At 71.7% G+C, this 26820-nt stretch carries 18 protein-coding genes; 5 read left to right on the top strand and 13 right to left on the bottom strand.

Annotated elements, in window-relative coordinates:
* Position 1 precedes the first annotated feature (1 nt).
* From STRCI_RS05220 to STRCI_RS05265, 10 genes are all read right to left on the bottom strand, one after another.
* Positions 2-1012, bottom strand: coding sequence for a TauD/TfdA family dioxygenase (locus STRCI_RS05220; protein WP_269657649.1), 1011 nt, complete (start codon positions 1010-1012; stop codon positions 2-4).
* Entirely contained in the window at positions 1009-1794 is a 786-nt protein-coding gene (locus tag STRCI_RS05225) for a thioesterase II family protein (RefSeq protein ID WP_269657650.1), read from the bottom strand. Before STRCI_RS05225 ends, STRCI_RS05220 begins: the two co-directional genes overlap by 4 nt.
* 2 nt (positions 1795-1796) lie before the next feature.
* Positions 1797-2015 (bottom strand): MbtH family protein, encoded by a 219-nt coding sequence (locus STRCI_RS05230; protein ID WP_269657651.1) that lies wholly within the window; start codon positions 2013-2015, stop codon positions 1797-1799.
* Between the two features lie 190 nt (positions 2016-2205).
* Positions 2206-3489 (bottom strand): glutamate synthase-related protein, encoded by a 1284-nt coding sequence (locus tag STRCI_RS05235; protein ID WP_269657652.1) that lies wholly within the window; start codon positions 3487-3489, stop codon positions 2206-2208.
* 76 nt (positions 3490-3565) lie between these two features.
* Positions 3566-4870, bottom strand: coding sequence for a methylaspartate mutase (locus STRCI_RS05240; RefSeq protein WP_269657653.1), 1305 nt, complete (start codon positions 4868-4870; stop codon positions 3566-3568).
* Positions 4870-5340 carry a cobalamin B12-binding domain-containing protein gene (locus tag STRCI_RS05245; RefSeq protein ID WP_269657654.1) on the bottom strand — a complete coding sequence of 157 codons (471 nt, stop codon included), beginning with the start codon at positions 5338-5340 and terminating at the stop codon, positions 4870-4872. Before STRCI_RS05245 ends, STRCI_RS05240 begins: the two co-directional genes overlap by 1 nt.
* 21 nt (positions 5341-5361) lie before the next feature.
* Complete coding sequence (locus STRCI_RS05250) at positions 5362-6111, bottom strand: SDR family NAD(P)-dependent oxidoreductase (protein ID WP_269657655.1); 750 nt, start codon at positions 6109-6111, stop codon at positions 5362-5364.
* A gap of 56 nt (positions 6112-6167) precedes the next feature.
* A complete protein-coding gene (gntD, locus tag STRCI_RS05255) occupies positions 6168-7187 on the bottom strand; it encodes a guanitoxin biosynthesis L-enduracididine beta-hydroxylase GntD (protein ID WP_269657656.1) in 1020 nt (339 codons plus the stop codon).
* 21 nt (positions 7188-7208) lie between these two features.
* Positions 7209-21257 carry a non-ribosomal peptide synthetase gene (locus tag STRCI_RS05260; protein ID WP_269657657.1) on the bottom strand — a complete coding sequence of 4683 codons (14049 nt, stop codon included), beginning with the start codon at positions 21255-21257 and terminating at the stop codon, positions 7209-7211.
* A 78-nt stretch (positions 21258-21335) separates the two neighbouring features.
* A complete protein-coding gene (locus STRCI_RS05265) occupies positions 21336-22337 on the bottom strand; it encodes an asparagine synthetase A (protein WP_269657658.1) in 1002 nt (333 codons plus the stop codon).
* A 314-nt stretch (positions 22338-22651) separates the two neighbouring features.
* Between STRCI_RS05265 and STRCI_RS05270 the strand changes: the two genes are divergently transcribed.
* Entirely contained in the window at positions 22652-23059 is a 408-nt protein-coding gene (locus STRCI_RS05270) for a hypothetical protein (protein ID WP_269657659.1), read from the top strand.
* Here STRCI_RS05270 and STRCI_RS43535 read toward each other — a convergent pair.
* The 3 genes from STRCI_RS43535 to STRCI_RS05285 all read right to left on the bottom strand — a co-directional run bounded on the left by STRCI_RS43535 (position 23056) and on the right by STRCI_RS05285 (position 24244).
* The gene (locus tag STRCI_RS43535) at positions 23056-23499 is read right to left on the bottom strand and encodes a helix-turn-helix domain-containing protein (RefSeq protein ID WP_418953308.1); all 444 of its coding nucleotides are present in this window, start codon (positions 23497-23499) and stop codon (positions 23056-23058) included. The two genes, STRCI_RS05270 and STRCI_RS43535, sit on opposite strands and share 4 nt — an antisense overlap.
* A 39-nt stretch (positions 23500-23538) precedes the next feature.
* Positions 23539-23721 carry a hypothetical protein gene (locus tag STRCI_RS05280; RefSeq protein ID WP_269657660.1) on the bottom strand — a complete coding sequence of 61 codons (183 nt, stop codon included), beginning with the start codon at positions 23719-23721 and terminating at the stop codon, positions 23539-23541.
* Between the two features lie 160 nt (positions 23722-23881).
* Positions 23882-24244: a hypothetical protein gene (locus STRCI_RS05285; protein WP_269657661.1), complete on the bottom strand. Its 363-nt coding sequence runs from the start codon at positions 24242-24244 to the stop codon at positions 23882-23884.
* A gap of 185 nt (positions 24245-24429) precedes the next feature.
* Here STRCI_RS05285 and STRCI_RS05290 point away from each other — a divergent pair, with 185 nt between their 5' ends.
* From STRCI_RS05290 to STRCI_RS05305, 4 genes are all read left to right on the top strand, one after another.
* Positions 24430-25431, top strand: a complete 1002-nt coding sequence (locus tag STRCI_RS05290) for a helix-turn-helix transcriptional regulator (RefSeq protein ID WP_269657662.1) — start codon at positions 24430-24432, stop codon at positions 25429-25431.
* Positions 25432-25725: 294 nt separating this feature from the next.
* Positions 25726-25950, top strand: a complete 225-nt coding sequence (locus STRCI_RS05295; protein WP_269657663.1) for a hypothetical protein — start codon at positions 25726-25728, stop codon at positions 25948-25950.
* A gap of 19 nt (positions 25951-25969) precedes the next feature.
* A complete protein-coding gene (locus STRCI_RS05300) occupies positions 25970-26434 on the top strand; it encodes a hypothetical protein (protein WP_269657664.1) in 465 nt (154 codons plus the stop codon).
* A 43-nt stretch (positions 26435-26477) separates the two neighbouring features.
* Positions 26478-26783: a hypothetical protein gene (locus STRCI_RS05305; protein WP_269657665.1), complete on the top strand. Its 306-nt coding sequence runs from the start codon at positions 26478-26480 to the stop codon at positions 26781-26783.
* The last annotated feature ends 37 nt before the right edge of the window (positions 26784-26820 follow it).

A 26820-nucleotide genomic window follows, 5' to 3' on the forward strand; every position in this document is an offset into this window, starting at 1 on the left:
CCTAGGCGCGGCCGGCCAGGGCGGGTGCGGGGACGGGCAGGGAGGGCGTGCAGTCGGCGAGGGCGACCGGTTCGCCCATCGCGACGACGATCTTCCGGTCGCCGCGGAAGGGGTCACGGCCGTGCGCGGTGCGGACGTTGTCGACCAGGAGCAGGTCGCCGGGCTGCCAGGCGCGCCGTACGGTGGCGTGTTCGTAGGCCGCGTCGAGCACGGCCACGTCCTCGGGGGTCAGCGGGGTGCCGTCGCCGAACGCCGTGTTGAACGGCAGCCCGTCCCCGCCGAATTCGCCGACCAGCACGTCACGGATGTCGGGGTCGAGCGCCCACTCGCTCCAGAACGCGACGTGGTTGAACCAGACCTCCTCGCCGGTGCGCGGGTGGCGGACGGTCGCCGAGCGCACCTGCCGGGTGCGCAGGGTGTCGTCGTCGCCCCAGGTGACGTCGATGGCGTTGGCGGCGCAGTAACGCTCCACGTCGGCGCGGGAGTCGGTGGCAAAGGCGGTCCGCCAGTCCAGCGAGATGTGCTCGGCGTAGTTGCGCACCAGGGACCAGCCGTGCCGGCGGAAGCGGTCGACCAGGTCGGCGGGGAGCCGGTCGAGGACCCGGCGGACGTCGGCGACCGGTGTGGCACCGCCCTCCGTGGGAGCGGTCAGACAGCCGAACAGCAGCAGGCCGGGGAAGGTCAGGGTGTAGCTGTTCTCGTTGTGCATCCGGATGGCCTGCGCGGGCGGCAGATCGGTGGAGGAGAACACGTCGTCGCCGAAGTCGCTGCGCGGGGTGGCCTTCTCCTGGTACTTGGCGCGCTCGGCGAACAGGGCGTCCCGCACGAGCGCGAAGTCGGCGGCGTCACTCACCGGAAGGCCGCGTAGATACAGTGCCCCGTGCCGGGTGAGCACGCCGCGCAGCGCGTCCCGGTGGGTGTCGATCCAGTCCGCGGCGGCGACCGCGTCCGGCAGGCCGTCGACGACGGCGGTGACCGGGGCACCGGGTTCCTCTAGCCAGTGGGGTGTCATCGCACACCCTCCTCCAGGTCGGCGTCGGCGAAGTGATCGGGCAGGGCCTGCCACACCGACGGGGTGTAGAAGTGGCCGCCGGGCAGGGCGTCCACGCGGAGTCCACCGGTGGCGCAGCGTGCCCACTGCTCGGCGACGGCCGGTTCGATGACCGCGTCGTCCTCGCCGTACAGCACATGCACGGGCACGGACGTGGTGACGCCGTGCCGGGGCCGGTAGGAGTCGCGGACCGTGATGTCGGCGCGCATCAGCTCGATCGCCATCTCCCGCAGGTCGGGGTCGTCGAGCGCGTAGTCGGGCAGCAGCCCGATGGTCCGCATCCACTCCACGAGGTGTCCTTCGGTGTCCTCAAGGCGCGGGAAGCGGTCGCGCTCGGTGACGCCGCGGTCGGGCGCGTTGCAGGAGGAGACGATCAGGCGCTCGGGCAGCGGGGCGCCGCGCTCGGCGAGCCGCACGGTGACGTCGAACGCCATCCAGCCGCCCATGCTGTGGCCGAACAGGCGGTAGGGGCGGTTCGGCGCGGCGGCCGCGGCGCGGACCACGGCGTCGGTGGCGTCCTCGGCGAGGGCGTCCCAGTCCGGGGCGAACTCCTCGGCGAAGCGGCCCTCGCGGCCCGGGTAGCAGACGAGGGCCAGGTCGGTGGCCTCGCCGAGCGACGGCTGCCAGGCCCGGTAGGACCCGGTACCGCCACCACAGAAGCCGAGGCACACGAGGGTGCGGGTGGCGTCCGGCCGGGGTACGGGCCGGACCACCGTGGTGTCCTGGAGCAGTTGGCCGGTCATCGTCAGCCGGCCATCCGGTCCATGGCCCGGCGCAGGCTCGCCGGGCGGATGTCGGTCCAGTGGGTCTCGATGTACTCCAGGCACGCGGCGCGGCTGTCGACACCGTGGACGGTGCGCCAGCCGGCCGGTACGGCGATCTGGGCGGGCCACAGCGAGTGCTGGTCCTCGTCGTTGGCGAGGACCAGGTACTGTCCGTTCTCGTTCTCGAAGGGGTTCGGCATGGTGCTGTCCCGTCTGTCGTGGGTCGGACGGCTGGTCGGTGCGGTGTGCCGGGCCCGACGGCCCGGACTGCGTCGATCGTAGGAACGGCCCGGCCGCCGAAGAGGCAGTTGACCAGGCAGGTGGCGGGAAGTTTCGCTTCCGGCCGAGGAGTTGGCCGGGCCACGCGGCCGGTCGCGGTCGCGCGGCCGGTCAGGGCACGCGGGCCGTCGTGGTGAGTGAGGACCGTGGTGCCGCGTACGAGGTGTCCGGATGCCACAGGTCCTCGGAGTCCAGGTCGCGGGGGTGGTACTTGCCCAACGCGCTGACGATCAGCCGTAGTTCGAGGGCGAGCGCGGCCACCAGGCGGTCGAGTCCCGCCTCGGGGTCCTCGTCCACGGCGAGCAGCGCGGCCCGGCCGAGGCCGACGGCGCGCGCCCCGGCGGCCAGTGCCTTGGCAGCTCGGGCGCCCTCCCAGATCCGGCCGCTGACGAGCAGGCACTCCTCGGGGCCCGGCCGCACCCGGCGCAGGCACTCCGCGAGCGGCAGGCCCACGTCGTGGAGGAAGGCGAGCGGGGCCCAGCCGGAGCCGCCCTCGGCGCCGTCGACCGTGACCGAGTCGGCGCCGGCCGCCCAGGCGGTGGCGGCCGCCTCCCCCACGTCGCGGGCGGGAGGAAGCTTCACCCAGATCCTGGCCCGGGGGAAGTTGTTGCGCATCAGACGGACCTGGTGGGCGAGGATCTCCTCGGTGAAGGTGCCGGGGCTGCCGCTGCGCAGCACGCGGGAGGTGCCGTCGCCGAGCACGGGCTCGACGGCGTACTGCTCCTGCAGCCGCTCGGCGTCGGCGGCGTCGACGACGGTCATCCCGCCGAGCCCCGGTTTGGCGCCCTGGCCCACCTTCAGTTCGAAGGCGAGCCGCCCGGCGTCCACCAGCGGCCGCACGGAGGTGTCGCTGTAGACGAGGTTCCAGATCTCGGCGTCGGCGTCCTCGGTCGACTGCTGTACGACGACGCCACCGGAGTCCTCCAGGGCGCCCTGGTAGGCGGCGATACGGCCGAGCAGGGTGCGGCCCTCGCGTTCGCCGAGCCGTCCGGTGCCGTTGACGGGGCCGATGTTCTCTCCGACGACGATGGGGATGCCGAGCCGGGCGGCCTGCCGGGCGGCGGCCACGCCCAGGTCGCGGCTGGCGACCTGGGTGGAGCCGAACGCGGAGACGTACACCGGCAGTTCGGCCGGGAGGCCGCCGATGTCGGTGACCGTGTCGACGTCCCGGTACAGGGGTTCGCGGGCCAGCTCGATCAGCTTCTCCAGCCGGCGCGGCACGAAGGCCGGCGGCACCAGCCGGGTCCGATCCAGGACGTCGTCGCCGCCGCGCCCGTCGGCGCCGAACAGTTCGCTGCCGTAGGCGGACGCGGGCGGGAAGACGCGGGCCGCGCCCTGCCGGGCCCTGGCACGTATCTCGTCCTCCGGGAACCCGGAGGCGTGCAGTGCGCTCATGTCGTATCGCTCCCTCGCATGGGTGGGCTGCTGTGCCGCGACGGCTCGCGGGCCGGTCTCACGAGCGGCCGGTTTCTCATGAGCGGAGCCGCGCGGGCTCGCGGTGCGGGCCGGTCGCGGTGAGTTCCCCGAGGTCGAGGCGGGTCTCGACGTGGTGCAGCGCGTCGAGGAGGCCGCTGCTGGTGAGGGCGGCGGCCGGGCGGGCCGTGACGACATGCCCGATCGGCATGGCGCCGACGGAGCTCCAGCCCAGCCGGCCGCGCTCGTCGATGTAGCCGGCGCTGCGGCCGGCGTTGTCGGGGTGCAGGCAGTACGGCACGTCGAGCCAGCCCCGGCCGAACGCCGTGCGCAGTCCCCGGCCGATGTCGGGGCCGAGGCAGAGCACCGCCTCGACGAGGGCGCGGGCCTCGGCGTACACCTGGGTGTCCCGGTCGCCGTCGTCGGGCGCCCCCGGGCCGCCGGGGCGGACGGTGCGAGCCGTGTGCGCCGAGGTCTCCAGGGCGGCGACGTTCTCGGCGACGGTGGGGATACGGCGCGCCTCGACAGCGGTCTTCACGATGAGCCGCTGCGCGCCGGCCCGCACCGCGAGCCGTACCGCCCGGTCCTGGAGGGCGCGGGCGCCGGACGAGGTGCGTGGATAGACGCCCATGTAGGTGTAGACGACGATGTGCCAGTCCACGCCGGGCAGCAGGTCGGCGGCGAGCGCGCGCAACGCCCGTACCGCCTCCTCGTCCTGGTGCGGATCGGTCTGCTGGGCGTAGCTCAGGGAGATGCTGCGCAGCCCGTGGTGGACGAAGAACATCCCTTCCAGCAGGGACAGCGCGACGAGCAGTCCGGGCGGACACAGCTGGCCCATCATGCAGCCGCCGAAGGACTCCAGATGCGGTTCGACGCCCGGCCGGCGGGCCTCGGCGAGCAGTTCGCAGGCCCGGGTCCAGTTGTCCACCGCGTCGGCGAGCGGGGTGCGGCTGTACGGCAGGCAGTAGGAGACGGGTCCGCCCTCGGTGGCGTGCAGTCCGGCCGCGAGCAGTCCGCGGACGATGTTCTGCGGGGCGGCGGACCCGTGCCGTACCTGGACCGGGAATCCGGGGCCGTCGATGCCGTCGAGCATACGGCGGGTGGCGGCCGGGCCGTGGGTGAGCAGCGGGTAGCCGTTGAGGTCGGTGCCCTCGGTGACGGCACGGCGGGCGGCGGTGAGGTCACCGACCCTGGTGTAGCTGTCGAGGGTGAGCGTGCCGACCGCGGTGGCGTCCGCGTCGCGGGTGGCGAGCAGGCCCCGGCGCATCCGCTCCGGTGAGCCGAAGCCCATGCGGGGCTGGACGACGAGTTCGCGCGCGCCGCGGACGAACGCGCCGAACCCGGTGGTGGTCGGGGCGTCCATCAGCGGCACACCCCGGCCGTGAGCGTGTCGAGGTAGCGGCGAAAGGGCGCGGTCCCGGCGCTCTCCTCGAACACCTCCGCGAACCCGGCGGCCCGCAGCCGCGGCAGCCAGGCCCGGGTGGTCTCCTCGGCGGTGCCGAGCTTGCCGCCGATCACCACGGGGAGCGCGGCGAATCGCGGTTCGGCGCGGATCCGTGCGATCAGCCGCAGTCCGTCGGCGGCTCCGTGGCCGTTGACGCTGCTGACCACGACGAGGTCGGGGCTCTGGGCCAGCGCCCGGGTGACGACGAGTTCTTCGGGGACACAGGCCCCGAGGTTGGTCACACGGTGGCCCCACTCGGTGAGGAGGAGTTCGAGGTAGATCAGGTTCCAGGTGTGCGCGTCGGACGAGGTGCCGGTCACCACGACGTCAAGCCCGGTGGCCGGGACGCCCCGGGTGGGGCCCGCGGCGCCGGGGGCGGTGGTCTGCATGCGGACTGCTCCCCCGTCCGGTCAGTGCCCGGCGCGTACGGCGGTGCCGTACGCGGACGTCGTGGCACCGGCGGTCTCCCCGCCGTCGATCACGAGTTCCTGGCCGGTGAGGAAGCCGGCCTCGGCCGAGGCCAGATAGAAGAAGGCCGCGGCGATCTCGGCGGGGTCGGCGTGCCGTCCGGCGGGGATGCGCGCGTTGGTGTCAGCGAGCATCTGGTCGGTGTACTCGGCGAGTTGCATGGGCGTGAGCACACCGCCGGGGCTGACGCAGGCGGTGCGCACGACCGGGCTGAGCTCCAGCGCGAAGGTCTGGGTGAGGGCGAAGACGCCGGCCTTGGTGGCGTTGTAGTCGGCGTAATAGGGGTAACCCCGGCGGCCGTTGACGGACGCCGTGGCGAGCAGGACGCCGTGGCCCTGCCCGGCCATGATGCGGGCGGCGGACTGCCAGACGCCCAGGACGCCGAGGAGGTTGACGTCGGTGATGCGGCGGGCGTCCTTCTCCTGGATGTCGAGGACACCGTGCCGGACGCTGATGCCGGCGTTGGCGATGACCACGTCCAGGCGTCCGGTGTCGCGGTGAACGTCGGCGAGGGCGTCCCGTACGGCGTCCCAGTCGGCGGTGTCGGCGCGTATCCAGTGTCCGGCCGGGTGGCCGTCCGGTTCGGGTGCCTTGATGTCCAGGTTGACCACGTGGTCGCCCGCCTCGGTGAAGCGCAGGGCGGTGGCGCGGCCGATGCCGCTGGACGCGCCGGTGATGACGACGGTGCGCATGTCTGACTCCTTGGTGGCACGTGCGGGTCGGAAGGAGAAGGGGGCGGCGGCCGGCGTCAGAACAGCACCCGGCCGCGCGTCGTCCGGCTCACGGGGGCCGCCTTGCGCAGATCGCGGCTGACGATCATCCGCTTCAGCCAGCGGTCGCTGCCGTCGTAGCGCACGGGGTAGGGCTTGCGGCCGTGCACCGCCAGGTAGTTGTCGACGATCAGCAGGCTGCCCTGCTCCACGACGACCGTGTGCTGCACCCGCTCCAGCTCGGCCATCAGGGTGTGCACGGCCCGTTCGGCCGCCGGCTCGTCGGAGGCGCAGCGCATGAAGGGCAGGTCGATACGGAGATAGGGCCGGTCGGGGTCGCCGAACAGGACGGGCACGGCATCCGGGGAGTGCAGCATCTGCTCCATGCGGGCGAGCGCCGGGTGGCCGGGGTGCCGCAGTTGCAGCTGCCGGATGTGCTCGTCGTCGGGGAGGATGTGGAACAGCGGACGCATCAGCAGGGCCAGGTCCTCGCGACTGAGCTTCACGTCCCGCACGGAGGCGAGGATGGTCGGCACCCGGTCGTGGTTGCGGATCCCGAACAGCAGCAGATAGTCGCAGCGGCCGGGGTGGAAGCCGTCCTCGGTGTGGAACTCCAGCAGGGTGGCGCTGCCGTGGCCGCTCTGGCGCTCCTCGTCGCCGCGGATCGGCAGGATGTTCTGGATCATCCGGCCGAGTTGCAGGGTGGACCAGGTGAAGGGGTCGCCGAGCGCGGTGGCGCACATGGCGAGGAACAGCTCCTGTTCCAGGGTGGCCGCGGGGTCCGTGGGCTGATCCCAGTGGCCGGGGGTCGGTCCGACGGCGCCGTCGTCGACGGGGAAGCCGTGGATGAGCAGGCCGGCGGCCGGCTCGGTGCGCCGGAAGGTCTCCAGGAACTTCTTCAGGCGCGGTGGCAGTCCGGCGTCGGCGAAGCGGTTGTCGTCGTAGCGGGCCGGGTCCGCCGGGTCGGGCAGGGAGGCGGCCAGGCCGGCGGCCTCCTCGCGTATCCGGGACACCTCGGCGTCGGACAACTCGTACTGCAGGACGGTCTCTTCGATCATGGATCGGCTCTTTCCTCGGTGTCAGTCCCGGTGCAGGGTGCGGACCAGGAGGGCGGCGATCTCGGCAAGGGGCTGCGGGCGGGTCATGTCGAGATGGGCACAGGCGACGGCATGGCCGTCGATCCGGCCGGTGACGTGCGGCCGCCAGTCGTCCGCCACGGGGGCGGCGGGGTCGCGGTCCTCGGTGGCTGTGAAATGGAGCAGATCGCCGTCGAAGACGCCCGGCTCGGCCGCCTCGGCCAGGGCGACGGTGTGCGCGGCGGCGGCCGCCAGTGAGGCCACGAACGGCTCGTCGAACGCGGTGTCAAGGCCGGCGTCGGCGGTGCCCTCCCGGCGCAGGAACCCGGCGATGTCGTCGGGGTCGAACCGGGTGTCCAGGGCCGGGCCGCGCAGCGGGTAGGAGTCCATCAGGGCGAGCAGGGCCACCTCCTCGCCCTCGGCGCGCAGCCGGCAGGCCAGGGCGTGCGCGATGTTCCCGCCGAGGGACCAGCCGAGCAGGTGGTACGGCCCCTGCGGCCGGACCGCGCGGATGCGGCCCAGGTAGTCGTCGACCAGGGCGTCCCAGCGGGCGGGCAGGGCCCGTTCGTCGGCGCCGGGCCTGCGCGTCTGGAGGCCGTACACCGGCCGGTCGTCCAGGGCGGCGGCCAGTCCCGAGTAGCACCAGGCGAGCCCGGTGACGGGGTGGACGCAGAACAGTGGTGCCCCGGTACCGGACGTGCTCAGCGGCAGCAGCAGATCGGATCCGGCGGTGTCCCGGCCGTCGGCGCGGGCGGCGAGGGCGGCCACGGTGGGGGTGCGGAAGAACCCGGGCAGGGTCAGGTCCCCGAGGACGTCGGGCAGCAGGGCGCGGATGCGGGCGACCACCCGGGCGGCCAGGAAGGAGTGCCCGCCGAGGTCGAAGAAGCTGTCGTCCACGCCGGTGCCGCGCACATCGAGGACGTCTTCGAACAGGGCCGCCAGGGACCGCTCCAGCTCGCTCTCGGGCGCCCGCCCGAGTCCGCCGTACTCGGGCGCGGGCAGGGCGCGCCGGTCGAGCTTGCCATTGGCGGTGACAGGCAGCGCGTCGAGGACGACGAACGCGGCGGGCACCATGTACTCGGGGAGCGTGCCGGCGAGGAACGCGCGCAGCCCGGCGGGGTCGGGCGTGCGGCCGGGCACGGGCACGGCGTAGGCCACGAGCCGCCGGTCGCCGGGCGGGTCCTCGCGGAGCACCACGGCACCGTGCGCGATGTCCGGGTGCCGGGCGAGGGCGGCCTCGATCTCGCCGGGCTCGATCCGGAAGCCGCGCACCTTCACCTGGTCGTCGGCGCGCCCGCAGAACTCCAGGCTGCCGTCGGCCCGCCAGCGCGCCAGGTCGCCCGAGCGGTACATGCGCGCCCCGTCCGCGAACGGACAGGCCACGAACCGCTCCGCGGTCGCGCCGGGCCGCCCGGCGTAGCCCCGGGCGAGGCCCCGCCCGGCGATGTACAGCTCGCCGGTGACGCCGGGCGGCAGCGGCCGCAGCGCCTCGTCGAGGACGTACACCCGGGCGCCTTCCACGGGCCGTCCCACGATGGGCGTCGAGGTGCCGCGCAGGGGTGTCGTCAGCGTCTCGACGGTGCACTCGGTGGGGCCGTAGAAGTTGTGGGCGGTCACGTCCGGCTCGGCGAGCAGCCTGCGCCACAGCGGCTCGGGGATGGCCTCGCCGCCGAAGGTCAGGGTGCGGGGGGTGAGTCCGGGGGTGCCGAGCAGCCCGTGCTCCAGCATCTCCAGGCCGTACGTCGGTGTGGTGTCGAGGAAGTCGACGCCGTGCCGTCCGACGTAGCCGACCATGGCCGCCGGGTCGCGCCGGGTGGCGTCGTCGAGGAGGTGCAGCTCGTGCCCGGCGAACAGGGCGAGCAGTCCCATCCAGGAGGCGTCGAAGGTGAGCGGCGCGGTGACGGCCACCCGGGCGGCGGGCCGGCCGGTGGCCCGTACATGCGCGGCGAACAGGGTTGTCTCATGGCCGTGCAGCAGGTTGACCAGGGCCCGGTGCTCCACGACGACGCCCTTGGGGCGCCCGGTGGACCCGGAGGTGTACAGCACATAGGCGGGGTGCGCCGGGTGCAGCGCGGGCACGTCCGGGTCGTGCCCGGCGCCGTCCGGCGCGCACCGGTCGACGTGCAGCACGGGCACGGAGTCGGGGGCGAGGGCGCCCGCGAGCCCGGCCGTGCTGATCACGAGGCGGGCCCCGGCGTCCTTCAGGACGTGGGCGATGCGCTCGGCGGGATGCCCGGTGTCCAGCGGCAGATACACGGCTCCCGCCTTGAGCACGGCGAGCAGGGCCACGACCGACTCGACGGACCGGTCGAGCAGGACGGCGATCCGGTCCTCGGGTTCCGCGCCGCGCCGGATCAGTTCGTGCGCGAGCCTGTTGGCGTGCGTGTTGAGCTCGCCGAACGTCAGCGTCCGCTCGTTCAGGACGAGCGCCGCGGCGTCGGGCCGGGCGGCGGCCTGCTCCTCGAAGTACCAGTGCACGGGGCGTTCGGCCGGCGGTGCGGCCGGGTTCCGGCCGCTCCACGCGCCGAGCACGAGGTCCCGTTCCGCGAGGGACATCATGTCGGCCTGCCCGACGGGGGCGTCCGGGTCGCCGACGAACGCGGCGAGCAGCCTCACCAGCCGGTCCGTCAGGGTCCGCACCGTGCCGTGGTCGAAGAGTTCGGTGGCGTACTCGACCGTCCAGCGCAGCCCCGCCGGGTCGCCGTCGTCGGTGTGGGCCTCCTCGACGCCGAACAGGAGGTCGAACTCGGCGACGTGGACGTCGACGTGGTGTTCCGAGGCCGTGGTGCCGGCCAGTCCCAGTCCGCCGCCCGATCCGTTCTTCAGCAGCAGCATGGTCTGGAAGAGGGGGTGCCGGGCGGTGGACCGGGCGGGGTTGACCGCCTCCACGACCCGCTCGAACGGCAGATCCTGATGCGCGTACGCCTCCAGATCCGCCGACCGCACCCGCCCCAGCAGCTCACGGAACGTCGGATCACCCGACACATCCGTCCGCAGCACCAGCGTATTGACGAAGAACCCCACCAAGTCGTCGAGGCTGTCGTCGGAACGTCCCGCGACCGCCGTGCCCAGCGGAATGTCGGTGCCCGCGCCCAGCCTGCTCAACAGCGCCGCGACCGCCGCCTGCAACACCATGAACAGCGTCGTCCCGCTCTCCCGCGCCAACCGCACCAGACCCGCATGCAGTTCGGCGGGCACGCCGGCCGTGACGGCCCCGGCGGCATGGCTCGGCACGGGTGGCCGGGGCCGGTCGGCCGGCAGCGTGAGCTCGTCGGGCAGCCCGGCCAACGCCTTTCGCCAGTAAGCGAGTTGGCGAGCGGCGAGGCTGTCGGGGGCATCCTCGTCCCCGAGCAGATCCCGCTGCCACAGCGCGTAGTCCGCGTACTGGATCGGCAGCGGGGCCCAGTCGGGGACCCGCCCGGCCAGGCGCGCGCTGTAGGCGGTGCTCAGGTCGCGGGTGAGCGGGGCCATGGACCAGCCGTCGCCGGCGATGTGGTGCAGCACCAGCATCAGCACGTGGTCGTCGACGCCGATGGTGAACATCGTGGCCCGCAGCGGCAGTTCGGTCGCCAGGTCGAAGGCGTGCCGAGCGGCGCGCCGGACGTGACCGGCCAGCTCCACCGGAGGGCAGAGGGAGGTGGACAGGGGGACCCGGGCGCGGGCGGTGATGTGCTGGTACGGCTGCCCGTCGACGGCGGGGAACAGCGTGCGCAACGACTCGTGCCGCAGCGCCACATCGTCCAGCGCCGCCTGGAGCGCGACCTCGTCGACCGGCCCGCGCAACCGCACCGCCAGCGGAATGTTGTACATCGAGCCGCCGTCCTCCCACTCCCGCAGGAACCACAACCGCTGCTGGGCGTACGACAACGGCAGCGGCTCCGGCCGCACCGCCACCGCAGCCGGCCTCGGCCGGGTGGTGTCCTCGGCGCGCAGGTGTGCCGCGAGCTGTGCGACCGTCGGATTGCCGAACAGGGCCCTGATGCCCACCTCGACGCCCAGGACGGTGCGGATGCGGCTGGTCAGCCGGGTGGCCAGGAGCGAGTAGCCGCCGAGGGCGAAGAAGTTGTCGTCGACGCCGACGTGCGGCGCTCCCAGGGTCTCGGCGAAGAGGGCGCAGAGGACTTCCTCGTCGGGGGTGCGCGGGCGGCGGGTGGGGGCGGGCTCGTCCGGGTCCGCGGGCTCCGGCCGCTCGGGCGACCCGATGTCCAGCCGCCCGTCGATGAGCCAGCGGCCCTGCCTGCCGGTTCGGTACATCACGGTTCCGGATCCGCCGTGCGGGTCGGCTACGACCCTGTCGCCCGCGGGGGCGGAGGGGCCGGGCACGGTGAGGTAGAGGTCGCCGCTGACTCCGGCCGGCACCGGCCTCAGCTGGTCGTCGAGGAGGTAGGCCGCGGCACGGTCGGGCGCGGACACGCCCGCCAGCTCGCGCCACACCTCAGCCGGGACGGTGGCGCTCCACTCGTCGAGGACGCGATGCAGTTCGTCGGCCGTGAGCAGTTCCGCCTGGCTGACGGGCATGTCCGGCTCGGCGGTGACCGCCTCAAGCAGCCGGAGGAAGCGCCGCGCCAGGTCGTCCACGGTGGCACGGTCGAACAGGTCGGTGGCGTACTCGAACTCGGCCCTGATTCCGGCCTGCCTGCCGGCCTCGTCGAAGGTCTCCTCCACGCCGATGCTCAGGTCGAACTTCGCGGCACGGTGGCTCAGGGGCTCGGCGGAGGTGCCGAGTCCGGCGAAGTCGTAGGCCCCGTCGTCGGTGTTCTGGAGGATGAGCATGGTCTGGAAGAGGGGGTGCCGGGCGGTGGACCGGGCGGGGTTGACCGCCTCCACCACCCGCTCGAACGGCAGATCCTGATGCGCGTACGCCTCCAGATCCGCCGACCGCACCCGCCCCAGCAGCTCACGGAACGTCGGATCACCCGACACATCCGTCCGCAGCACCAGCGTATTGACGAAGAACCCCACCAAGTCGTCCAGACCGTCGTCGGTGCGCCCGGCGACCGCCGTGCCCAGCGGGATGTCGGTGCCCGCGCCCAGCCTGCTCAACAGCGCCGCGACCGCCGCCTGCAACACCATGAACAGCGTCGTCCCGCTCTCGCGGGCCAGGCCGCCGACGCGGGCCTGGAGTTCGGCGGGCACGAAGAGGTCGATCGCCTCGGCCCGGTGGCTGGGTGCGGCGGGCCGGGGCCGGTCCGTCGGAAGCGTGAGCTCGTCGGGCAGGTCGGCCAACGCCTCGTTCCAGTAGCCGAGTTGGCGGGACGCAAGGCTGTCGGGGGCATCCTCGTCGCCGAGCAGATCCCGCTGCCAGAGCGTGTAGTCGGCGTACTGGATCGGCAGCGGGGCCCAGTCGGGTGCTCCGCCGGTCACGCGCGCCGAGTAGGCGGTGCTCAGGTCGCGGGCCAGGGGCGCCATCGACCAGCCGTCACCGGCGATGTGATGCAGGACCAGCACCAACACATGCTCCTGCTCACCGATCTCGAACAGGGCTGCCCGCAGGGGGAGCTCCCCCTCCAGGTCGAAGTCGTACGCGGCCTCCTCGGCCAGACGGGAGGGCAGTTCCGCCTCGGTCACGGTGCTCGTGGAGAGCGGGACCCGGGCGCGGGCGGTGATGTGCTGGTACGGCTGCCCGTCGACGGCGGGGAACAGCGTGCGCAACGACTCGTGCCGCAGCGCCACATCGTCCAGCGCCGCCTGGAGCGCGACCTCGTCGACCGGCCCGCGCAACCGCACCGCCAGCGGAATGTTGTACATCGAGCCGCCGTCCTCCCACTCCCGCAGGAACCACAACCGCTGCTGGGCGTACGACAACGGCAGCGGCTCCGGCCGCACCGCCACCGCAGCCGGCCTCGGCCGGGACGTGCCATGGCCGAGATGGGCCGTGAGCGCGGCGGGCGTGGGGGCGGCGAAGAGGTCGCCGATGCCCAGTTCGGCGCCGAGGGTGCTGCGGATGCGGCTGATCAGGCGGGTGGCCGTCAGGGAGTGGCCGCCGATGGTGAAGAAGTTCTCGTCGGCGCCGACACGGGAGATGCCGAGCACGGCGGCGAAGAGTCCGCAGAGGACTTCCTCTTCGGGTGTGCGGGGTGCGCGTCCTTCGGCGTCCCCGCCGACCAGGGGTTCGGGCAGCGCCTTGCGGTCGAGTTTGCCGTTGGTCGTCAGCGGCAGCGCGTCCAGGACCACGAACGCGGCCGGGACCATGTACTCCGGCAGTGTCCCGCCGACGAACCGGCGCACTTCCTCGGCGTCGAGGCGACTGCCCCCGGCAGGGACGACATAGGCGACGAGGCGTTTGTCGCCCGGCCGGTCCTCTCGCACCACGACCGCGCACTGCACGACCCGCTCATGCCGGGTCAGCACCGCCTCGACCTCCCGCGGCTCGATCCGGAACCCCCGCACCTTCACCTGGTCATCCGCACGGCGCAAAAACTCCAACGCACCATCCGAACGCCAACGACCCAGATCACCGGTCCGATACATCCGCTCACCAGGCCCACCGAACGGGCACGCGACAAACCGCTCCCCCGTCAGACCCGCACGCCCCACATAGCCATGCGCCAGACCCGAACCCGCCACATACAGCTCCCCGGGCACCCCGACAGGAACCGGCCGCAACCGCTCATCCAGAACAAAGACCCGCTTACCAGCCAGCGGCACACCGATCGGCACCGAGGCCGCACCCACCACCCCGGCCACCAGATGACTGGTGGTAAAGCCCATCGACTCCACCGGCCCGTACCCATTGAGGACACGAAGCCCCGGATGACGCTCACACACCCGCGCCACATGCGACACCGACGCGGCCTCACCCGCCGTCATCACCGTCCGCAAACCGGCGAACAACCCCGGATAGTCATCCACCAGCACGTTGAACAAACTCGCCGACAGCTGCAACACCGTCACACCACACCCGGCCACCAGCCCCGCGATCTCATCCAGATCCGTCCGCGACCCCACCGGCAACACCGTCCGACCGCCATGGAACAGCGCCGAGAACACCTCCAGCGCAAACGCGTCCCACGACACCGGCGAGGACTGCAAATACACGTCATCCGCCCGGAACTCCAGATAATCCGGACCCACGAACGTCGACACCAACGCCCGATGCGGAGCCACCACACCCTTCGGCCGCCCCGTCGAACCCGACGTGAACATCACACACGCCGCATCCCACCCACCACACACCACAGCCAGGTCCTCGGTGGAACGGCAAGCCACGGCATCTGCCTCGACGTCGAGCAGGACGAAGCGCGGCCCGGCGTGCAGCCGTTCGGCCAGCCGGCTGTCGGAGACCACGACCTCGACGTCGGCGTCGGTGACGACGGTGGCCAGACGCTCCGCCGGGAACGCCGGATCCAGCAGCGTGTACGCCGCCCCCGCCTTCAACACAGCCAGCAACGACACGATCAGCTCAGGCCCACGCTCAAGATGAACCCCGACCACATCACCCGGCACAACACCCGCATCCACCAGATGCCTGGCCAGCCGATTCGCCCTACCGTTCACCTCCCCATACGTCAGCTCCACACCACCCTGAACCAACGCCACCGCATCCGGCACAGCACGCACCCGCGCCTCGAACACCTCCGGCACCGACCGGCCGTCCACAACCCCGGACCCGACACCACTCCACTCCCCCAGAACCCGCCGCTCCTCGCCCTCACCCAGCAGCCCGATGGCGGCCACGGGGAGATCCGGGTCGGCGACGACGGCTTCCAGCAGGTCCAGCAACCGCCGGGTCATGGTGGCGACGGTGCTCTCGTCGTAGAGGTCGGTGGCGTACTCCACGTCCCAGCACAGCCCGGCCGGACGGCCGTCGTCCCCGGCGGCCTCCTCCACGAAGAACGTCAGGTCGAACTTCGCCACCCGGTGCTCCAGGGGCAGCCGTTCGCTGTCGACACCCGGGAGAGCCGGCGTGGCTGCGGCGTTGTTCTGGAGGACGAGCATGGTCTGGAAGAGGGGGTGCCGGGCGGTGGACCGGGCGGGGTTGACCGCCTCCACCACCCGCTCGAACGGCAGATCCTGATGCGCGTACGCCTCCAGATCCGCCGACCGCACCCGCCCCAGCAGCTCACGGAACGTCGGATCACCCGACACATCCGTCCGCAGCACCAGCGTATTGACGAAGAACCCCACCAAGTCGTCGAGGCTGTCGTCGGAACGTCCCGCGACCGCCGTGCCCAGCGGAATGTCGGTGCCCGCGCCCAGCCTGCTCAACAGCGCCGCGACCGCCGCCTGCAACACCATGAACAGCGTCGTCCCGCTCTCCCGCGCCAACCGCACCAGACCCGCATGCAGTTCGGCATCGGACCGCGCCCGCACCAGCGCACCCCGATGCGACGCCACCGGCGGACGCGACCGGTCCACCGGCAGCTCCAGCTCCTCCGGCATGCCGGACAGGGCATCGGTCCAGTAGCGGAGCTGACGCAGGGCGAGGCTGTCGGGGTCGCGTTCGTCGCCGAGCAGGTACCGCTGCCACAGGGCGTAGTCGGCGTACTGCACGGGCAGCGGGGCCCAGTCGGGCGTACGGCCGGCCACACGTGCCTCGTAGGCGCGGCCGAGATCGCGGGTGAGTGGGGCCATGGACCAGCCGTCACCGGCGATGTGATGCAGGACCAGCATCAGCACGTGGTCGTCCTCGGCGACCTGGAACAGGGTGGCGCGGATGGGCAGTTCGACGGCCAGGTCGAAGACGTGCTCGCCCGCATGCCGTGCCGCTTCGGTCACCTCGTCCGCACCGCAGGGCTTGACCTCGAAGGGCACGTCCGGGGTCGGGACGATGTACTGGTGGGGTTCGCCGTCGGGGTTGGGGAGGATCGTGCGCAGGGCTTCGTGGCGGACGGCGACGTCGTTGAGGGCCGCGCGCAGGGCGTCGTGGCGCAGGGAGCCGCGCAGCCGTACGGCGACCGGCACGTTGTAGGTGACTCCGCTCTCGTCCCACTCCCGCAGGAACCACAGCCGCTGCTGGGCGTACGACAGCGGAATCCGTTCGGGGCGTGGCTCGGCGGGCGTGAGCGCGGGGCGTGTGCGCGCGTCGTCGGTGCGCAACCCCGCGGCCAGGCCGGCCGGGGTCGGGGTGGCGAAGAGGGTGCGGACGCCGACCTCGGCGCCGAGGGTGCTGCGGATGCGGCTGATCAGCCGGGTGACGAGGAGTGAGTGCCCGCCCAGGCCGAAGAAGCTGTCGTCGATGGTGACGTGGTCGACTCCCAGTACCTCGGCGAAGAGTCCGCAGAGGACTTCCTCTTCGGGTGTGCGGGGTGCGCGTCCTTCGGCGTCCCCGCCGACCAGGGGTTCGGGCAGCGCCTTGCGGTCGAGTTTGCCGTTGGTCGTCAGCGGCAGCGCGTCCAGGACCACGAACGCGGCCGGGACCATGTACTCCGGCAGTGTCCCGCCGACGAACCGGCGCACTTCCTCGGCGTCGAGGCGACTGCCCCCGGCAGGGACGACATAGGCGACGAGGCGTTTGTCGCCCGGCCGGTCCTCTCGCACCACGACCGCGCACTGCACGACCCGCTCATGCCGGGTCAGCACCGCCTCGACCTCCCGCGGCTCGATCCGGAACCCCCGCACCTTCACCTGGTCATCCGCACGGCGCAAAAACTCCAACGCACCATCCGAACGCCAACGACCCAGATCACCGGTCCGATACATCCGCTCACCAGGCCCACCGAACGGGCACGCGACAAACCGCTCCCCCGTCAGACCCGCACGCCCCACATAGCCATGCGCCAGACCCGAACCCGCCACATACAGCTCCCCGGGCACCCCGACAGGAACCGGCCGCAACCGCTCATCCAGAACAAAGACCCGCTTACCAGCCAGCGGCACACCGATCGGCACCGAGGCCGCACCCACCACCCCGGCCACCAGATGACTGGTGGTAAAGCCCATCGACTCCACCGGCCCGTACCCATTGAGGACACGAAGCCCCGGATGACGCTCACACACCCGCGCCACATGCGACACCGACGCGGCCTCACCCGCCGTCATCACCGTCCGCAAACCGGCGAACAACCCCGGATAGTCATCCACCAGCACGTTGAACAAACTCGCCGACAGCTGCAACACCGTCACACCACACCCGGCCACCAGCCCCGCGATCTCATCCAGATCCGTCCGCGACCCCACCGGCAACACCGTCCGACCGCCATGGAACAGCGCCGAGAACACCTCCAGCGCAAACGCGTCCCACGACACCGGCGAGGACTGCAAATACACGTCATCCGCCCGGAACTCCAGATAATCCGGACCCACGAACGTCGACACCAACGCCCGATGCGGAGCCACCACACCCTTCGGCCGCCCCGTCGAACCCGACGTGAACATCACACACGCCGCATCCCACCCACCACACACCACAGCCGGATCGGAGTCGTCACGCGCCGCGATCAGTTCGGCGTCACGGTCGAGCAGGACACGGCGCAGCCCGGACTCGGGCAGCGGGCGGGCCAGATCATCGCGGGTGACGAGGACACGGACTCCGGCGTCGGTGACGACGGTGGCCAGACGCTCCGCCGGGAACGCCGGATCCAGCAGCGTGTACGCCGCCCCCGCCTTCAACACAGCCAGCAACGACACGATCAGCTCAGGCCCACGCTCAAGATGAACCCCGACCACATCACCCGGCGCAACACCCGCATCCACCAGATGCCTGGCCAGCCGATTCGCCCTACCGTTCACCTCCCCATACGTCAGCTCCACACCACCCTGAACCAACGCCACCGCATCCGGCACAGCACGCACCCGCGCCTCGAACACCTCCGGCACCGACCGGCCGTCCACAACCCCGGACCCGACACCACTCCACTCCCCCAGAACCCGCCGCTCCTCCATGTCGAGCAGCGGTACCGAGGTGAGGGGCGTGTCGGCGTCGGCGACGACGGCCTCCATGAGCCGGGTCAGCCGGTCGACCATGGTGGCGACGGTGCTCTCGTCGTAGAGGTCGGTGGCGTACTCCACGTCCCAGCACAGCCCGGCCGGACGGCCGTCGTCCCCGGCGGCCTCCTCCACGAAGAACGTCAGGTCGAACTTCGCCACCCGGTGCTCCAGGGGCTGTGTGGCGGCCTGGGTGCCGGCGAACTCGTAGACCCCGTCGATGTTGTTCTGGAGGACGAGCATGGTCTGGAAGAGGGGGTGCCGGGCGGTGGACCGGGCGGGGTTGACCGCCTCCACCACCCGCTCGAACGGCAGATCCTGATGCGCGTACGCCTCCAGATCCGCCGACCGCACCCGCCCCAGCAGCTCACGGAACGTCGGATCACCCGACACATCCGTCCGCAGCACCAGCGTATTGACGAAGAACCCCACCAAGTCGTCGAGGCTGTCGTCGGAACGTCCCGCGACCGCCGTGCCCAGCGGAATGTCGCTGCCCGCGCCCAGCCTGCTCAACAGCGCCGCGACCGCCGCCTGCAACACCATGAACAGCGTCGTCCCGCTCTCCCGCGCCAACCGCACCAGACCCGCATGCAGTTCGGCATCGGACCGCGCCCGCACCAGCGCACCCCGATGCGACGCCACCGGCGGACGCGACCGGTCCACCGGCAGCTCCAGCTCCTCGGGGAGGTCGGCCAACGCTGCCTGCCAGTAGGCGAGTTGGCGGGCCGCGAGGCTGTCCTCGTCGCGTTCGTCGCCGAGCAGGCCCCGCTGCCAAAGGACGTAGTCGGCGTACTGCACGGGCAACGGGGTCCAGTCGGGCGTACGGCCGGCCACACGTGCCTCGTAGGCGCGGCCGAGATCGCGGGTGAGTGGGGCCATGGACCAGCCGTCACCGGCGATGTGATGCAGCACCAGCATCAGCACGTGGTCCTGCTGACCGATCTCGAACAGCTCAGCGCGCAGGAGGAGTTCGGTCGCGAGGTCGAAGACATGGCCGGCGGCGTCGGCGAGCAGGGCGGGCAGCCGGTCCTCGGTCGCGGGGGTGACGCGCAGGGTGAGGCCGGGCCTGGTGAGGATGTGCTGGCGTGGCTCGCCGTCGACGGCCGGGAAGAGGGTGCGCAGGGCTTCGTGGCGCAGGGCCACGTCGTTGAGGGCGGCTTCGAGGGCGGTGCCGTCGAGGGGGCCGCGCAGCCGGACGGCGAGCGGGATGTTGTACGTCGAGCCGCCGTCCTCCCACTCCCGCAGGAACCACAGGCGCAGCTGGGCGAAGGACAGCGGGACCGGGTCGGGGCGGTCGTCGGCGGCCTTGAGCTCGGGCCGGCGCTCGCCGCTCTCGCGCAGCACGGCGGCGAGTTCGGCGACCGTGGGCGCGGCGAACAGCATGGGGAAGGTGATCTCGGCGCCGAGGGCACTGCGGATGCGGCTGATCAGCCGGGAGCCGAGCAGGGAGTGGCCGCCGAGGCGGAAGAAGCTCTGGTCGACGCCGACGCGTTCGAGGCCCAGGATCTGGGCGAAGAGCTGGCAGAGGACTTCCTCGTCGGGTGTGCGGGGCGGCCGTATGCCCTCCGTGTGGGCGGCGGGGGCGGGCAGGGCCCTGCGGTCGACCTTGCCGTTGGAGTTGAGCGGGAGCGAGTCCAGCACCACGAACGCGGTAGGCACCATGTACGGGGGCAGTTCCTCGGCGGCCCGCTCGGCGAGGTCGTCGGGGTCGGGTGCGCCGGACTCTCCCGGGACGACGTAGGCGACCAGGCGTTTGTCGCCCGGCCGGTCCTCGCGGACGACGACGATGCGCCGGCCGACGCCCGGGAGGCGGCCCAGTACGGCCTCGATCTCGCCGAGTTCGATGCGGAAGCCGCGGATCTTCACCTGAGCGTCGGCCCGGCCCACGAACTCGATCACGCCATCGGGCAGCAGACGTACCAGGTCGCCCGTGCGGTACATGCGCTCGCCGGGGCGGTGCGGGCAGGCGACGAACCGTTCCGCCGTAAGCGCGGGCCGGGCCGTGTAGCCGCGGGCCACGCCGGCGCCCGCGAGGTACAGCTCACCCGTCGCACCTTCGGGCACCTGGCGCAGGGAATCGTCCAGGACGTAGGCGGCCATGCCGTCCATGGCGCGTCCGATGGGCACGGTCGCGCCGACGCGGTGGGGCGGGCGCAGCGCGAGGAAGGTGGCGAAGGTGGTGGTCTCGGTGGGGCCGTAGACATGGACGAACTCGGTGTGCGGGCAGCGGTCGAGGACGCGCTGGATCGCCTCGGGCGAGCATGCCTCACCGCCGCTCCACACCTGGCGGACCAGGTCGAAGACCTCGGGGTCCTCCTCGGCGACCAGGTTGAACAGGGCGGTGGTCAGGAACAGGCTGGTGACGCCGTGCTGTTCGGCGAGGTGGCGCAGGGTGCGCGGATCGAGCTGGCCGGGCGGGGCGAGCACGGCCTGGTGGCCGGCCAGGAGCGGCACCCACACTTCGTAGGTGGCCGCGTCGAAGGCGTGCGAGGAGTGCACGAGGACGCGGCGCTGTGCCTCGCCGTCCCAGCAGTGGTCGGCGGCGAGGGCGAGGATGTCCCGGTGGGTCACGGCGACGCCCTTGGGGGCACCCGTGGAGCCGGAGGTGAACATGACGTAGGCGAGCCCGAGGGGGTCGATGACCGTGCCGGGGTCCATGTCGGGGCAGTCGGCGAGGGCGGGGTCGTCGTCCACGGCGAGCGTGGTCACGAGGTCGTCGAAGAGGTCGCCCGGGTGGGTGGCGCGGTCGGTGAGCAGGACCGGGGCGCCGGTCTGGTCGATGACCGCGCGCATGCGGGCGGCCGGGTAGGAGGGGTGCAGCGGCACATAGGCGGCGCCCGCCTTGAGGACGGCGAGCAGGGCCACCACCAGGTCGGCGGAGCGTTCCATCAGCACGGCCACGGCGGTCTCGGGGCGGTCTCCGACGCCGAGCCCGGCCAGCCGGTGCGCCAACCGGTTGGCCGCGCGGTCGAGTTCGCCGTAGGTGAGGAGTGTGCCGTCGCCGCGCAGGGCCACGGCGTCGGGAGCCCGTCGGACCTGTGCGGTGAACGCGGCCACGACGTGGCCGAAGCGGTCCGGGCCGGTACGGCCGTTGTCGTCGCCCACCGCGCCGCTGCCCTGCCGGGCCTCGGCTCCGGTCGACGAGATGCCGTCGTCGGGCATGTCCGCGTCACGATGGGTCGGCATAGCTTTCCACTCCACCTTGTCTGGGGTTGACGGATCTCACGAACGGGAATTGCGGGGGCCGGCCGACGGACCGTGGGCTCAGGCCGAGTAGATTCCGGGGAGTTTCGGGTAGGCGCTGGCCTGCCAGACGGATTCGACGCCTGTGACATAGCGGGTGAGCCGTTCCAGGCCGATACCGAATCCGGAACTGGCCGGAATTCCGGCGCGGGCCATGTCCAGATACCAGCCGTACTTGGCGGGGTTCTCCCCGGTCTCCCGCATACGGGTTACGATCCGCTGGTATTCGTGTTCGCGTTCGCTTCCGCTGGCTATCTCGCCGTATCCCTCGGGTAGCAGCAGATCGAAATTGCGCAGCACACCCGGGTTCTCACGGCTCTCGCGGTCGTAGAACCCGCGGGAGCCCTTCGGGTAGTCGGTGACGAAGAAGGGGCGGGTGGTCTCGCGCGACAGCCGCGCCTCGTCGGCCCAGGCGATCTCGGCGTGCGGGTCGCCGTTCACCCGCGCGACCGCGTCAGCGTGCGACATCACGTCGAAGGGGCCTGAAAGCACGTCCTGGAAGCGGTTCACGTCCCGGCCGAGCCGGGCCAGCTCCTCCCCCATGGTGGCGGCGACCTCGCGGACCGCGGTGACCACGATGCCCTGGGCGACCCGCATGATCTCCTCGCGGCCGTGCCCGGCGGCCTCGACGTCGATCTGGTGGAACTCGGCCAGATGACGGCCGGTGTCGGCGGTCTCCGGGGGTTCCAGACGGACATTGGGCGCGATGCAGAAGATCTTGTCGAAGGCGTGCAGGGAGGCCTGCTTGTAGAGGATCGCGCTCGTCATCAGCTTGTAGCGGCGGCCGTAGTAGTCGATGTCGACCTGTTTGGCGCCGCGCACTCCGGGGTCGGTGACGGGGCCGATGATCGGGGCGCTCAGTTCCACGAAACCGGCCTCGTCGAGATGTCTGCGGATCGCCATCAGCATGCGGTGCTGAATGCGCAGGACATCACGGGTGACCGGGTCGGAGAGATGCGCCTGCGGGGATTCCGGCGGGCGTTGCCGATGAAGTGCCGCGGTTTCCTTCAGGCCCGTTGCCATGTGAGGTCTCGATTCTCTGAAAGGGCGTGCCGACCGGGTCGATCGGGCCCGGCCGACAGCGGTTCCGGCTGATTTCAGCGTGAGATTAGTACGCGGATTTTCGGACAATCGGCAGTTGCGTACGGCAGATTCGCGGAACTTCGCGCGGGGCGGGGCTACCCGGCGGGCACGCCACATTCGGCTGTCCGCCGAGGACACGCGGCCGGCCCCGGACGGATGCGCGGCGGGCGGCAAAGTACGCGGAGAATGTCGGGCAGGCCCTCCAGGGAGTGACACCGAGCACGGCCCGAGCTGTGCCGGGGCAGCCTCCCCGCGTGATCGACGACCTTGGCGACGCGACCTGGGACCGTGAACTCGACGACCCTTTCCTGCGCATCGGCCACCGTTCCGACCGCGCCGACCTGCGACGCCGCATGCGCGACTACGTCCGCGCCCTGCTCGCGCACGCCTTTCTCGCGGTGCCGGCGGCGCAGGCGGCGGCAAAAGGGGGACGCGGAAACGGTTCCACCCTGGTTCCGCTCATCGTGGCGGAAGTCCGCCGGTTCCTGGCAACTGGCGCCGCACACCGGCCCCGCCCGCCACTTCGCGTCCACGCGATGAGCGAGGCTGTCACTTCTTGGAGGGGCGGTGCGGTCAGACCACCCCTGATGGGCCATCAGCCAACTACATTCCCGACGACGCCTTTGACCAGGACAGATAGTGAAAAGCTGCTGAAGTATTAAGCGTCGAGCCGGCGTTCCAGGAACGCCACGCCCTGGTCCACGGCGAGGAGTCGCCAGGACTGCTTGGCCATGTCGTTGAGGGCGGTCTCCCAGGTGCCGTCACCGGCGTCGGCAGACAGGGAGGCGAGGAGCATGGTCGCGTACTCGTACCCGGTGCGCGAGGCGACGGCGGTCCACTCTGCGGCGCCGGCACGGTCCGACTGGACGGCGCGGGCGGCCTTGGCGAAGGCGTCGCGGCTCTCCTCGTCCAGCCGCAGGGCGTCCGCCAGCAGACGCACGGTGTCCTGCCGCGGTCGTTCCACCCGTCCGTGTTCGAGGTCACGGATGGCACGGACGCTCAGCGCCGAGAAGTCGGCGAGCTGCTGCTGGGTGTACCCCTCCCGGATCCGGTGGAACTGCAGCAGAGATCCGAACGGGCCGGCCTTGGTCAGTGTGGTCACGATTCCTGTCCCCCGTCTCGATGTGATGGGTGCGATCGGTCACTGCCAGCCGGTGGTGTCCTTGCCGGCCGTCGGGTCGGCGGTGGGGGTGGCGGCGCCCTCGTCGGCGACGACCTGGGCACCGGTGCCGGAGGACGCGGAGAGCGTCACCGTGGCGACACCGACGGCGGGGACCGCGACCAGCGCGAGCGTGGCGGCGAACTTGGCGACAATGTTGGGCATAGCGGACATTGAACGGCCTCCTGACAGAGAGTGCGGGTGTCGTTTCGGTGGATTGGAGCCGGGAGCCGCGCTGTGCTCCCCCGGCCTCCGGTGGCGTGCCCCCCGGTCGGGGTCCGGCGCCTGCCGGTGCCACCACTCTCGGCCCGGCGGCGGGCAGATGTCAGCTCTCGGCCGTGTCCTCATCCGGCAGCCGCATAGTCCGTCCATCCCCACCTGGGCGTTCCAGGAGGCGGTCGAAGTACGCCCCTACGATCGCCGCGGAGCAACTGGTGATCCGGCTCCGGTGCAGGGCGGGCACCCGCTCGACGGTGCGCCGCGAGACCGCGAGCGCCGCCTGCTCCGCCATCAGTAGCGACTCGGCCACGACGTAGAGCCCGACGGTCAGGACCTGTCCGACGCCCGGGTGGACGCTCACATGCTCAACCCCCTCCGCGGACGTCGCCTGCGCGATGAATTGCGCGGCCAGATCTTCCGGCACCCGGATGTCACGGGGCGTGTGCAGGCGCACATGGATGAGATGCATCCTTCGACCCTCGGGAAGCAATCGATGACCAGCAAGCAGGAAAGGTGGACGGTTTCTGCAAGGGCCTGAAAGGGCCACTCGCGGGGGCAATGAAGCCGTCACGACTTTCCCTGGAACTGGTGACGTCCGAGCATGCGTGCTTGGATGGCCCCCGTCGTCGAACAGCCACCGGCCCGGGGGAGAGCATGGTTTTGGCTGCGCTCGGTCTTGACCGCACCTGTGAATCCGTCTATCGCGCGCTATTGGCCCGCCCACAGCTGGGCCTGGCCGAACTGAGGGAAGATCTCGGCCTTTCGGACGCGGATCTGCGCACAGCCCTCGACAAGCTCAGCGAACTGGCGCTGATCCGGACGTCGTTCGACGCTCCTCACTCGTTCCGCGCCGTCGACCCGGAGATCGGTGTCCAGGCGCTCATCGCCCGCCAGCAGGAACGTTTGGCCTCGGAGCAGCAGCGCATTGAACAACTCCGCCTGGCGGCCGCTCATCTGACGGCGGAGTTCTCGCTGGCGCGGCCGCGGCACATCACCGAGGCGGTCGAACACCTCGAGGGCATCGAGGAGATCCGCGACCGGATCAGCATCCTCGTCAAGGACGTCGCCTCCGATGTGATGACGCTGGCGCCCGACGGCGCCCAGACCGCGGAGAACATGGACGCGGCCCATCCGCAGGACCTGGAGCTGCTGGAACGCGGTGTGCGGATGCGGACCGTCTATCTGGACAGCGTGCGCAACAGCCCCGCGACCACCACGTACGCGAAGTGGCTGACCGGCCTCGGCGGCGAGGTGCGCACCGCCCCGTCGCTGCCCATCCGCCTCATGATCCTGGACCATCGCACGGCCATCGTGCCGACGGACGAGGCGGACAGCGGGGCCGGCGCACTGGTGGTGACCGCGAGCGGCACCCTCACCGCGCTGAACGCCCTCTTCGAGACCATCTGGGAGAACGCCGTGCCCCTCGGCACGGCGACCCGTGATCGCAATGAGCGCGGTCTGACTCCCCAGGAGGCGGAGACACTGAGGCTGCTCAGCCGTGGGCTGACCGACGAAGTGGTCGCCAAGCGGCTCGGCGTCTCCCCGCGCACGGCCCGGCGCATCGCGGCCGACCTCATGGAGCTGCTGGGTGCCCGCAGCCGCTTCCAGGCGGGTTGCCGTGCCGTGGCACGAGGATGGCTGACGGGGGACGAATGAGGGAGGAATACGCGCGGTCCGCCCGTCGTGGCGGAACTGCCGGACGGGAACTGCCGGAACCGTGATACCAAGCGGATCGGCAACCCTCCCGGGGTTTCCACCGGGACGGGAAAGAATTCGGCCATTCCGGCCACCCCGGAATTCCACCGAACCGCGGGACCGGTCGACTGCCGGTCATCCACCGCCGCAACTGCCGCTCGCCGCACGGCCCGGGACATAGCCTGCTGCATTCGTGAGCGTCTGCTAATCCGAGGTCCGACCACGGACCGTGTGTCCCCAGCAGAAGGAGTCGTTATGAAGAACTCGTCCCACACGGCGGCGACCGTCGCCGCGGCCCTCCTCGCCACCGGATTCCTGGTGGCGGGCTCGGCCACGGCCACCGCGGCCCCCGCCGAGGCCGAGCGCATCACCTCGGTGGAACAGCTGAAGGCGAGCATCCAGCAGGCCGCGGAGCAGGAGGCCGGTGGCCTTTCCCTGAGCGACAACACCGTCGGCCGGGCCGCCAAGGCCCCCTGCTGAGACGAGGAGGCCGAGGACCGTGGACAAGGACGAGTCCCCTGCGAGCTGGTGTCCGAGCGGTGATGCGCACGCGCCCGAGGCGGTCGTCCTGGGCGTGCGGTCCGGACAGGAGGGCCGGGTGGTCTACCTGGCCGACCCGGTGCCGGCCTCACAGGTGCTGGGCGAGGTGCCCGAAGGAGTGGAACCGCGGCGAATCCTGCGGTTCGCCTCGCACTGCGTCACCAACTGCGTCAACCGCCGGGGCGACGACTGCACCCTGGTCGAACGGGTGCTCGCGAAGCCCCAGGCGAGCGCAACCACCGTCCCGCGGTGCCACCTGCGGACGAGGTGCCAGTGGTGGAGCCAGAGCGGCGTCGAGGCCTGCCGGCGCTGTCCGGCCGTCTCGACCCGTCACCGCGCCGATGACGAACTGGCAGAGCTGATCGCGGATCCCACGACGACCCGCGAACAGCTGGACGCCTGGATCGCCACCGAGGCCGGCTGATCCTCCCGGGCCCCCGCCGATGCCACGGCGGGGGCCCACCCGCATGCCGTCACAGGTCCTCGGGGGCCGCGAACGAGCCGTACTCGGGGCGCCCGGCCAGGTCGTAGGAGCCGCCTACCAGGCACCCGTCTCCGACCGCATGTGGCACCACACCGCGACCGGCACCACCCCCACTCCCGTACTCCAGACCCTGCTGCTGCACCTCGCCGACGGCGGCGCATGGGACACCGTCATCGGTAGCCCCGTCGACGAGACGAGCGCCACCGCCGCCACGAAGCCCCTCACCGACGCCGGCCGGAAGCGCACCGTCGAGGACGCTGGATCCCTGGACAAACCATTCCGCCAGTGACTGTGGTCCTGACACCGAGGCACCTCGGTAGAGACGG

It is taken from the genome of Streptomyces cinnabarinus, assembly GCF_027270315.1.
GTDB classification, from domain to species: Bacteria; Actinomycetota; Actinomycetes; order Streptomycetales; family Streptomycetaceae; genus Streptomyces; species Streptomyces cinnabarinus.